Origin of the sequence: Thalassotalea litorea (assembly GCF_005843925.1) — a bacterium.
In the GTDB taxonomy this organism is placed as follows: domain Bacteria; phylum Pseudomonadota; class Gammaproteobacteria; order Enterobacterales; family Alteromonadaceae; genus Thalassotalea_A; species Thalassotalea_A litorea_A.
Genome location: NZ_VCBC01000026.1, coordinates 1 through 10,990, shown reverse-complemented (window position 1 = coordinate 10,990; position 10,990 = coordinate 1). Strand labels below are relative to the sequence as shown.

The following is a 10,990-nucleotide window of genomic DNA, read 5'->3' as shown; positions in this document are numbered from 1 at the left end:
GCGGAAGCAGTTTTACAATTTATTTTGATAGTATCCTTGAAATGAAACGGGAGTCCATATAGGGAATGACGCGAGGTTAGGTTGCTTTTCGCTCGAAACAGCGAGTACTCGGAGCTGATGACATCAGCGTACTCGAAGCGACGTTTTTCGTCGCGTTCCCAGAGTATCGCTTGCGATACGTACTGCTCCTATTGGCACTTTTAAGACATTCAGCCTGAGCTAAGATTCCCTATAATGTCAGAGAATGACTCGAGGCGGAGGGGCTTTTTCTGAATCCTGAAACCTGTTCACTTTGATCCTTAATGCAAATTCAACTCTTTCTCGATGACGATGCACTGACAATCGTTTTGCGCCGCAGTGATGGTTAATAAGCGCAACTGTTGCTCGCTGAACTGTCGATTGGTGATGATCATGGACGCGCAATTTCCACATTTTAAAGTTGCGATTAGGGTAGAAAATTCAATCTCTTTTTCAGGATTCACAGAAAGTAAATTGACGGTGTTATCTAGTATGGATAATGCCTTTAATTGTGCTTTGTTGGCGTTAACGACCATGACCCATTTATCGCATTTGTGCTGGATTAATGAGCGTTGATAAACGTCTTTCCATGTGCATGTTATCGAACGTGATTGTTGTTTTTCTAGGTAACTCGCTGGAAATGGAAGCACATTATTAACGGGTGAGCCGATACTGACACTCATCTCATTCCTTGTCGCCAGGCCTGTGTTTTTAAGGGTTTTCTGATTTGAGTTAGTGATTTTTTTTGCTGCGTTAATCATGTGTATTTCCTTAAATGCAAATATACTGTATGAATATACAGTATTTAATTTTTGCACAGAACGCAAGCGTTTTTTTTATAAAAAATGAGCGCTGGCAAACGGAGACAAAATACGAAAAGCAAACGGTGTCTATATGCGGGTGATTAATGTTGGATGATTGCACAGGGGTGACAATATACGATGCTATTAATGTAAGGTTTTCGTATACGAGAAAAGGTGACCGTTAACAACAAGGCTAGCGTATTGCTAGCCTTGTTGTTTGGCTGATATTGGTTTTAAGTGAGTGGGTGTTTGATGTAGGTGAATCGCTTAGTCGGTGATTTTGCGATAAATCGCACGGCCGATCATTCTCACTTTGGTGCTGATTGGCATACGCTTTAAATTGGTCTTGACGATACCCTGAGTAAATGCGGTGGGTTTTGAATAATCAATATTGATGTCCAAAATAACCGCACGATTTTGTTTAGCTAGCTCTCTTGCTTCGGTAATGGCCACCTGCAAATCGTCATTGGTTTCAATTCGGACATAGTCGGCCCCGGTTGCGATAGCAATCCCTTGTAACTTGGTTTGCGGTAGCACGGTACAGGTTTTGCGATTGTATGGAATTTGCTGTGCCTGAGATATTTGCGACAGTTCACCATCGTTAAAGACACCAATAATGACACCGATCTCGTTATTTACGGCCGTGGCCAGTTCCATGCAGGTCATCATAAACGCGCCATCACCGACGATGGCAACGGTTTCCTGTTGAGGATGGGCATAGGCGGTGGCGATCGCCGCAGGCGTTGCATAGCCCATACAATTAAAGTCCGTAGGAGAAATAAATCCCCGAGCTTTATGGATCGGCATCAATTCCGCAGATAAGAAAGTGTGGTTGCCATCATCAACCACGATGTTCGCGTCGTCATTTAATTGGGCACGTAGTTCATCGAAGAAAAGGGCAGGGTTAACCTGGTCTTTACTGTCGTGCTCAACCCAGCTCTTTCGGTAGGCTGCTTTATTGGCCGCCAGTTTCGCCGCAACCTCTGAGTTGTCTTTGCCTGAACCTTGTTTTCTCAGAGCTTCCGATAACAAGGCACAAAGTGGTTGTGCATCGCCTTCAATGGCAATTTTGGTTGGGAAATTTTTGCCAAAGACTTCTGGGTTGATATCGATATGGATGAGGTTATCTGGCAATTCCCCGCCAAAACTGCCGGTTGCGATTTCCGCAAATCGTGTCCCGATGGCCAGTACACAGTCTGCTTTTGCAAAGGCTTTTCGCGGTGCATCGCTGGCTGCAGGACCGAAACAAAAACCCGCGTGCATTGCATGGTTCGCGGGGAATGCACTGATCCCTTGTAAACTCGTCGACACTGGAGCACCGATGTGCTCTGCGATCTCGATGAGCTCATTAAAAGCACCAACCGCTCCCCAACCCGCAAATATCACCGGATTTTTGGCTTGGTATAGACTGCTTGCGGCGGTTCGAATTGCCATTAAGGTCTCGTCTGATACAGACGATTGTGGCGGCTTTATATAAGATGGCAGGGCAGAAATATCGGCCTTATCGAGTTGCAGATTCACCGGTAGTTCGACAAATACCGGCCCTGGCTCGCCAGACACCGCAATATCATATGCTTTATATATGGTGGCAATAATCTCTTCGTGGCTGGTTATCTTAAATTGAGCTTTAGTGATCCCTTCGACGAGTTTTAATTGATCCAGTTGATGCAATTGATAATCAAATTTTGAGTCAGTTCGTATGCCACCGGAGACGACGAGCATGGGAATACCATCAAGAAACGCTTCGGCAATGCCGCTGGCTGCATGAGTGATGCCGGCAGCTGGAACAATTAACATCGAACCAATACCATCGGTGGTACGAGAAATAGCATCAGCCATAAAACCCCCATGGGCTTCATGAGTGACCAGGTACGGGGTGATTTGCTCTGAGTTATTCAACTCGTCGTATAACTCGGTATTGTGCACGCCAGGAATACCAAAGGTGTATTTTATCCCTACTTGTTCCATGGCATAACGCGCTAACCAGGCACCAGTCTTTTTCATTGTTGTTTCCTATTATTCGTGCTGTTTAAGCTTTGTATTTTTATTGCTATTGCAATGCTAATGTAATCTAAGAGTTTGACTGTGTCGCTTCATTAATCGCCCGAGCGGCTTGCTGAGCAGTCAGAATACATCCAGATAGGAATGTCCCTTCTAATGATCGGGCACCACTGGCACCACCACCACCAAACCCTGCCGCTTCGCCCACCGCATATAACCCTGCAATCGGTTGTTGCGATGCATCTAACACTTGAGAGTTTAGATTAGTCTGAATGCCGCCTAAGCTTTTTCTGGAAATCAGAGCCACTTTAATGGCAATCAAAGGGCCATGTTTTTCATCCTGAATCGGATGTGGCTTACAGGTTCTTAGCTTATCGGCTTTCCATTTTCTGGCGTGCTCGATATGGCGAATTTGATCATCATTCCACTGACTGTCGGGACGCGCCAGTATCTCGTCATAATCATTTAACGTTTGTTGCAGCACAACCGGATTGATATCTTCGGTGCCAGCAAGCTTATTCATTTCATTACAAAGTTCACTAAGATTATCTGCAACGATAAAATGATCGCTGCTATCCTGCATTTCTTTGACGAATCTATGATTACCGAGCACAGTTTCTTTCAGAAAAGTTAAAAACTTCTTATCGCGGATCATCACATTGTGTTCAGCACCAGAAACGGCAAACTCCTTACTGGCGATTTTCCAGTTAAGGACATGCCAGGCATAACCTTTTTCCTGATCCGCCATGCGTTGACACAAATAATTGGTATCAAAGCCGGTGACTAGAGGATCCGGGCCGATCCTTTTCCCCTGATAATCGAGCCAGAGCGCCGATTTACAAGGGATCAAACTCAGTCCATGGCCGTCAAAGTGCGGCTCAGGGTGGGGAATGCCGGCGGCATAGTTCCACATTTTATCCATGTGGGTGAGTTGACCACCATGGCGATTGACTTCATCGTGCATGGCACCATCACTACTTGGGTGTGTGCCATTAAGCAAAGTCTCTGGTGCCTTTGACCAATCTTTTGGCCAGTGTTGCTTTACTTTTTCTAAATTGCCAGTAAAACCACCGGTTGCAATCACGACTTGCGATCCATAAAACTCTTTTGGCGTTTGCTCAGGGCGTTGCGCTTTGCAACCGATAATTTTGCCATTTTGATTGATTAATTCAGTTACCTTACAGTTAAAATCAAAGGTAATTTTTTGTTGTTCTTTAAACGGCTGCAGTGCATTTAATACGACCTTGACCAGCTCGAGAGATGTCCCCCAGATAACATGATAGCGAGGCAGGGAATTGCCGGGAGAAAATAAACCACGTTCGACCCAGTTAACGGCGGGTAAAAAGGTAATGCCTAACTCTTTCAAATAACAATAGACATCCTGATATGAGCGATTTGCATAAAATTCGGCCCATTGCTTGGGAAATATATCCTGATCGGAAAAGTTCGCAAATGCATACCAGTCTTTTAATGCAATGCTTGGCGTGTCGGTAATACCATTGCGTTTTTGCTCCGGTGTACCCACCAGTGCCATGCCGCCGAATGCCCAACGCGCCAGGCCACCAACCTGTGATTCATTCTGAGCATCAATCATATGAACCGTTTGTCCTTTGCGTAGTAATTCCAAGGCACAGGTCAAACCGGCGATTCCGGTGCCTATGATGATCACATTCGACTTTTGTTCCATAGTGTCCTCTTTATTGCTCATACTCATCAACCCTTGTTCCTTGCACTGAAGATAGTCAATAGAGATAATGCCATTAACACCATCTTAACCAATGCGTGCAAGAGCGCTATAGTAAAAATACCCTAATGGCCGTAATCATCTATGGATAACGAAACCACTTTACCCTGTTACTCAGGTCCAATGCAGCAACTTATCGCCAGTTTATATACCGCGACGAGTCGCATTGAATTGCAGGAATTTCGCCACTGGGCATTAGCACAGCTGCAATCGGTGATTGATTTTGATGGCGCAATATGGAGCAACGGCCATCAACAGACATTGAAATTTCATAATCATACGCGCTTTAATGTACCGGAACCGTTAGGCGAGTTGTTATTGCAAACCCTGTCGCTAAATCCAATGGCCGATGTACTCTTGACCAACTTGGGGCAGCCCATTGATATGCAGGACCTGCTGAGCGATGAGGACTTTTATCAATCTCAGATATATCAACAATGCTTTAAGCCAATGGGCATTGAACGTATTTTAGCGTCGATGCACTTAGACGAAAGAACCGGTTTATTCACCTTATTAACCTTATATCGCTTTTCGCGTAACCAACCCTTTTCTCAATCCGACAGGGCCAATCAGGCCAGTGCACTATTTCACTTACTAAAAAGTGCCGAACATGCGTTGTTTATGACCCTCGAACAACAACCGAGTCAATCGGTTAACACCTACAAAGGAATCTGCGATTCCCAGGGGTACTTTCATCAAGCACAATCAACGATGCTGGATTTGTTAGAGCAGCATTATCCACAGACCAGTTTCGATTGCCTACCCGAAGAATTATTGCAGAGCTTTAAGGCGCAAATTCAATCATCAAAAACGACGGGGCATTGTGCTGTTGCAGACAAACTGCAACTGAAAGTGACCGATTTTAATGAGTTGTTTATTGTTGAATTGTGGCCCAACGGGCCACTTGACTTACTTAGCCATCGCGAAAAACAAGTTGTGGAAGTCATCAATCAAGGAATGACATTTAAACAAGCGGCGCAGGCTTTGAATCTGTCACCATCAACCGTCTCGAATCATTTATATCGTATCTATCAGAAACTCAATGTTGGCTCTAAGGCACAGCTGCGGTCACTTTTGAACTTGGATTCGAACCTTTGAATAATGCCGTCTAAAACGATTAACCCGGTTGAACTAACGCGTTAAACTCGCTTGTATATTAAGGCGCGCGCACTCATTGCTCTCCTATTCCTCAGTTACGCGTAACCAATAATAACCCTTTTGAATGAATGAGGAATCTATGTTCTTGTGATTGGCGGTGCCTTGCTTCCGCATATAGACTTAAATTATTTGATTTAGCTGGGTGACGATATCGTGTGGCTTCCAAGTAAACTTTTATTTATTGTCAGCGAAGAAAACGACAACAAAAATGCTTTGATACAAGCGTTGATCATGGCAAAAAATGCGCAAGCCAGTCTTACCATCGCAACGGTCCTTCCCAGTATCTTGAATACGGATGCGTTAGTGGGTTGCGATTTTGAGGATTCTGAATTGTACCAATCGATGATGCAAGCGCATCAAACGCTGGTAAATAGTGTCAGTTCCTATGCCGAAAACGTAACAATAAATCATAAATTGTTGCTGGGTATGCCATTTATCGAGGTGATTAAAGAGGCCATTGCGGACAATATCGATTTGGTTGTAAAGGCCGCCGATAGTGAAGGGCTGTTAAACCGAGTGTTTGGCAGTGAAGATATGCGGTTAATGCGCAAATGTCCGGTACCGGTTTGGTTAGTACAACCACGCTCGCATCGCGATAAAAGCAGTGCAGGCAAACCCGTGGTATTGGCGACCGTTGATGCCAGCGAAGATTACCCAGAGCAGGAATTGGCAACACGGCAATCGTTAAACTTTAAGGTGATCGAAATTGCAGTTTCCATTGCCCTGGCCGAAGGTGCTGAGCTTCATTTGCTGTCGGTATGGACTGCGAATTATGAAAGTAGCATGCGTGGCCCGTTAATCGGCACGGCAAAAGATAAAGTGGACCAGTATGTTGATGATCTTAAACATCAACATGACGAGTCGCTAAATCGAATGTTAGAACAGACTTATGCCATGCTTGGCGACGACGTTGAGCAATACATTAAACCTAAGGTGATCTCCTTAAAAGGGTCACCCCGTAAAAAAATCGCGGAATATGCACAGCAAATTGACGCGACACTCGTGGTCATGGGAACCGTGGCGAGAACCGGGGTAGCGGGCTTTATTATGGGCAACACTGCCGAGAATATCTTATTGCACCTGCAGCAATCGGTTATCGCGGTAAAACCCCAGGGATTTGTTTCTCCGGTCGCCTAGTTGTCGATAAAGCTGAAAAAATATCAGCCATAACAATCGATTGTAATGCAATATAGCTTTGAGCCAGGTCAAACTTGAATGTTACACTCACAACTATACTAAACAAACCTACTGATTCTTTTCGATAACAGGATGTCTGAAATGACAAAAGATTGTGTGCTGGTCATTAATTGTGGCAGCTCCTCCTTAAAATTTTCTTTGATTGTGCCCGAAAGTGGCAAAACCTTATTAACCGGTCTTGCCGAACGGTTATTGTCTGCGGATGCCAGCATTCGTATTAACCTCGATGGCGAGAAAATAATCGACACCTTACCTGCACCCTACGATCATCAAAGTGCATTGTCCCATCTCGTATCCTTTTTATACGAGCACAAATTCGAGCAACGATTGCTGGCGATAGGCCACCGTGTGGTGCATGGCGGCGAGAACTATAGCCAACCGGAAGTGGTTACCGAAGTCGTTGAAAAAATGATCGAAGCATTGGCGGCACTCGCGCCTTTGCATAACCCGGTAAATTTGATCGGTATCCGTGCGGCAAAACTGGCGTTTAGTCACCTTCCTCAGGTTGCAGTATTTGATACTGCGTTTCATCAGACCATGCCAAAAACCGCATATTTATATGGATTGCCTTATCAATTGTACGCGCAGCACAGTATTCGCCGTTATGGGTTCCATGGCACCAGTCATTATTTTGTCTGTAAGCAATTCGCCAAGCTGAATCAGCAAGCGATGGAACAAACCTCAGTGATCACCGCCCATTTGGGGAATGGTTGTTCGATTGCGGCAATCGAAGATGGCAAGTGTGTCGACACTTCGATGGGATTAACTCCCCTGGAAGGACTCGTGATGGGAACCCGCAGCGGTAGCTTAGACCCGGGGATCGTTTTTCATTTGTGCAGACAATTGGGATATAGCATTGAACAGGTAGATAACCTGCTCAATAAAGAAAGTGGCTTGCTCGGGATTTCCGAGATAAGCAATGACTGTCGCACACTCGAAGAGGCGATTGAAGACGAAGATAATGCTCAGGCAAATCTGGCGATGGATATCTTTTGCTATCAGATAGCTAAAACCATTGCCAGTTACAGTGCCAGTTTGACTAAGCTCGACGGCATCGTTTTCACCGGTGGTATTGGAGAAAACTCATCTTTAGTGCGCGAGCGAGTCGTTAACCGTCTTAAGCTGTTAAACGTGGTAATGGATGACGAGGCCAATAGTGCAACACGTTTTGGCAACAGCGGCAATATTGCAAAAGATGGGGCAACGGCTTGTTGGGTGATCCCGACGAATGAAGAATGGGTAATCGCAGAACAAACCTATCAACTAATTAACGAGGCTAATTAATGGCACGTCGTATCATGTTTGTACCGGTCGGCTTTGGTGTTGGCTTAAGTAGTGTATCCTACGGTTTTTATCACAAGTTACAGCAACTTGGGGTAAATGTTGGTTATTTTAAACCGATTGATCAACCATCTCGCAGTGTCATGAAGAACAAACAAACTGCGCAAGACAATCGCAGTACGGTGCATCAACACTCGATTTCTTTGTCTTATTTGGAAGAGCAGGTTGGAGAAGGGCAACAGGATGTTGTGTTAGAAGAAATCGTCGGTAATTGTCAGAAGTATGACCAAGACGTGCTTGTTATCGAAGGCTTAATTCCGACCACTCGCCAGCCATACACTGCTCGAATTAACCAGTTAGTTGCACAAACCTTATCGGCGGATGTCATTTTAGTGGCCGCACCCGATGCCGACACGCCTGAAGAGTTTGCAGACCGCATTGATGTCAGCGCGAAAACCTTCGGTGGTCTTGAAAATCCTCGCTTACTTGGCTGTGTTATTAATAAACTAAACTCACCGGATAAAGATGTGTTTGGGTTACTGCCACGGGAAACCGATATCAATCGTGACTTTGATACCCAACCCTGGCTCGATTTGGATATTTTTCATCGCCCGGGTTTCGATTTAATTGGTGCGATCCCCTGGGAAATCGATTTAGTCGCCCCGCGTGTCTTGGATGTTTGCCATTATTTACAAGCCAGTATCGTCAACCGCGGTGATATTGAACACCGTCGTATTCGCTCGATTAGCTTTTGTGCTCGCACGGTTGCTAATCTTACCAGTCATCTAGCCGCAGGGCGCTTGGTGGTCACACCAGGCGATCGTACCGACATCATTATTGCGACTTGTTTGTCGGCAATGAATGGCACTAAGGTTGGCGCACTATTGCTTACCAATGGGATCCATCCAACGGGGAAAGTGCTAGAGCTTTGCCAACAAGCCTTTGATACGGGATTGCCAGTATTGTCAGTTCCCTGGGATACCTGGCAAACATCGCGCCATTTGATGAGTTATAACCCGGAGATCCCGGAAGAAGACGAACAACGGATGAATCGAATTAAGGACTATGTTGCCGATAACCTCGATCACGACTGGGTAAGCCAATTTGAAGTGCAAGACGGCAAAGAAGGGTTAATGTCACCTCCTGCATTTCGCTTTAAACTGACGGAATTGGCGCGTAAAGCCCATAAACTGGTGGTGCTTCCGGAAGGAAATGAAGTAAGGACCATTAAAGCGGCGGCAATCTGTGCACAGCGAAACATTGCCCGTTGCCAATTATTGGGTAATAAAGAAGAAATTTTGCGTATTGCTGAGCAGCAGGGGGTCACTTTACCGGCGGGAGTGATTATTACCGAGCCAGAAGCGATTCGTGAAAATTATGTCGCGCCGATGGTAAATCTGCGCAAACATAAAGGCTTAACGGACATTGTTGCCCGCGAAGAGCTAAAAGATAATGTAGTGTTGGCGACCATGATGTTACAGCTGGGCCAGGTAGATGGTCTTGTTTCTGGTGCGGTGCATACCACCGCCAATACGATCCGCCCCGCATTGCAATTAGTGAAAACGGCGCCAGGTACATCACTTGTCTCATCCGTGTTCTTTATGTTGTTGCCTGAGCAAGTGTTTGTGTACGGAGATTGCGCGATCAATCCGGATCCGAATGCAGAGCAGTTGGCCGATATTGCGATACAGTCTGCAGATTCCGCTGCAAAATTTGGTATTGAGCCAAAAGTTGCGATGATTTCCTACAGCACCGGGCAATCGGGTACTGGACAGGATGTTGAGAAAGTTGCCAAAGCCACCAAAATTGCCCAGGAGAAACGCCCGGATCTGTTAATTGACGGACCGCTTCAATATGACGCTGCGGTAATGGAAAATGTGGCTAAGAAAAAAGCGCCCAACAGTAAGGTTGCGGGTAAGGCTACGGTATTTATCTTCCCGGATCTTAATACCGGCAATACCACCTATAAGGCAGTACAGCGCTCAGCGGATCTGGTCAGTATTGGTCCGATGTTGCAAGGGATGAATAAGCCGGTGAATGATTTATCCCGTGGCGCATTGGTTGATGACATTGTTTATACCATTGCCTTGACTGCGATTCAGGCGGGAGGCTAGCTGCACCGCAGTGGATTCTTCGCGCCGCTAGCTTATGATGTCTGTGCCAATAGGGTACATACAAGCGCTTTTATAGGCGCTCATACTGAGAGTGAATATTTTCGCGAACATTAAAGCCCACATTAAAGCGAGCACTATCCGCGAACATTAAAGCGACCATTATCCACGAGCATTAAAGCGAATAGCTGCTCTATTTCAATTCTGCCATTTATGCGCCGCGAACCTGTTTACTTATCAGGATCGCGGCGTTTTTATTTAATAGCCGAAAGTGTGGGGTCTTTTCCTTCGCTCATTTATCACTGCCTATTCGTTCCTATTCGTTGCCATTCGATACCTTGCTGGCGCCGAGCCGGTATTTCCTATCTTTAAGTCAAAATTATCTTTGTTTGTAACTTTACACATCGTCAGTGATGCGGCTCACTGGTATTTAGATTGTTTCTGAGTGCGCTACATTATGTTTTTGTTATGAGTTACCTATAATTACAATTTAGTTACAATCTGTACATTTCTAATATCCGTATCCCTAGCACCGAATAACCAGTAGTTGGCAAGCTTACTGATGGTGGTCGTTGACACATTGCCTCTCTTATCAAGGCTGACTTTCCAACCGGTGCTTTCAGGAGTTCTCTCTGGCACGTCGTTGTCTCACTACCTTTAGCCTTCCTAATTCGCTG

At 45.4% G+C, this 10,990-nt stretch carries 7 protein-coding genes; 4 read left to right on the top strand and 3 right to left on the bottom strand.

The window, feature by feature from the left end:
* Positions 1–299 precede the first annotated feature (299 nt).
* The 3 genes from FE810_RS16775 to FE810_RS16765 all read right to left on the bottom strand — a co-directional run bounded on the left by FE810_RS16775 (position 300) and on the right by FE810_RS16765 (position 4,530).
* On the bottom strand, positions 300–779 hold the full coding sequence (locus tag FE810_RS16775) for a hypothetical protein (protein ID WP_138321797.1): 480 nt from the start codon (positions 777–779) through the stop codon (positions 300–302).
* A gap of 309 nt (positions 780–1,088) precedes the next feature.
* On the bottom strand, positions 1,089–2,825 hold the full coding sequence (locus FE810_RS16770; RefSeq protein ID WP_138321795.1) for a thiamine pyrophosphate-binding protein: 1,737 nt from the start codon (positions 2,823–2,825) through the stop codon (positions 1,089–1,091).
* A gap of 67 nt (positions 2,826–2,892) precedes the next feature.
* Positions 2,893–4,530 carry an FAD-binding dehydrogenase gene (locus tag FE810_RS16765; protein ID WP_246037085.1) on the bottom strand — a complete coding sequence of 546 codons (1,638 nt, stop codon included), beginning with the start codon at positions 4,528–4,530 and terminating at the stop codon, positions 2,893–2,895.
* Positions 4,531–4,650: 120 nt separating this feature from the next.
* Between FE810_RS16765 and FE810_RS16760 the strand changes: the two genes are divergently transcribed.
* The 4 genes from FE810_RS16760 (at position 4,651) to pta (ending at position 10,316) form a co-directional block, all read left to right on the top strand.
* The gene (locus FE810_RS16760; RefSeq protein ID WP_138321793.1) at positions 4,651–5,664 is read left to right on the top strand and encodes a response regulator transcription factor; all 1,014 of its coding nucleotides are present in this window, start codon (positions 4,651–4,653) and stop codon (positions 5,662–5,664) included.
* 213 nt (positions 5,665–5,877) lie between these two features.
* Positions 5,878–6,861 (top strand): universal stress protein, encoded by a 984-nt coding sequence (locus FE810_RS16755; protein ID WP_138321791.1) that lies wholly within the window; start codon positions 5,878–5,880, stop codon positions 6,859–6,861.
* A gap of 141 nt (positions 6,862–7,002) precedes the next feature.
* Entirely contained in the window at positions 7,003–8,205 is a 1,203-nt protein-coding gene (locus FE810_RS16750) for an acetate/propionate family kinase (protein ID WP_138321789.1), read from the top strand.
* Entirely contained in the window at positions 8,205–10,316 is a 2,112-nt protein-coding gene (gene pta, locus FE810_RS16745) for a phosphate acetyltransferase (protein ID WP_138321787.1), read from the top strand. The genes FE810_RS16750 and pta overlap by 1 nt, the downstream gene beginning before the upstream one ends.
* The last annotated feature ends 674 nt before the right edge of the window (positions 10,317–10,990 follow it).

Coding starts and splice junctions, on each gene's coding strand:
- pta (WP_138321787.1), top strand. CDS start 8,205: ATGGCACGTCGTATCATGTTTGTACCGGTCGGCTTTGGTGTTGGCTTA.
- FE810_RS16760 (WP_138321793.1), top strand. CDS start 4,651: ATGGATAACGAAACCACTTTACCCTGTTACTCAGGTCCAATGCAGCAA.
- FE810_RS16770 (WP_138321795.1), bottom strand. CDS start 2,825: ATGAAAAAGACTGGTGCCTGGTTAGCGCGTTATGCCATGGAACAAGTA.
- FE810_RS16765 (WP_246037085.1), bottom strand. CDS start 4,530: ATGAGCAATAAAGAGGACACTATGGAACAAAAGTCGAATGTGATCATC.
- FE810_RS16775 (WP_138321797.1), bottom strand. CDS start 779: ATGATTAACGCAGCAAAAAAAATCACTAACTCAAATCAGAAAACCCTT.
- FE810_RS16750 (WP_138321789.1), top strand. CDS start 7,003: ATGACAAAAGATTGTGTGCTGGTCATTAATTGTGGCAGCTCCTCCTTA.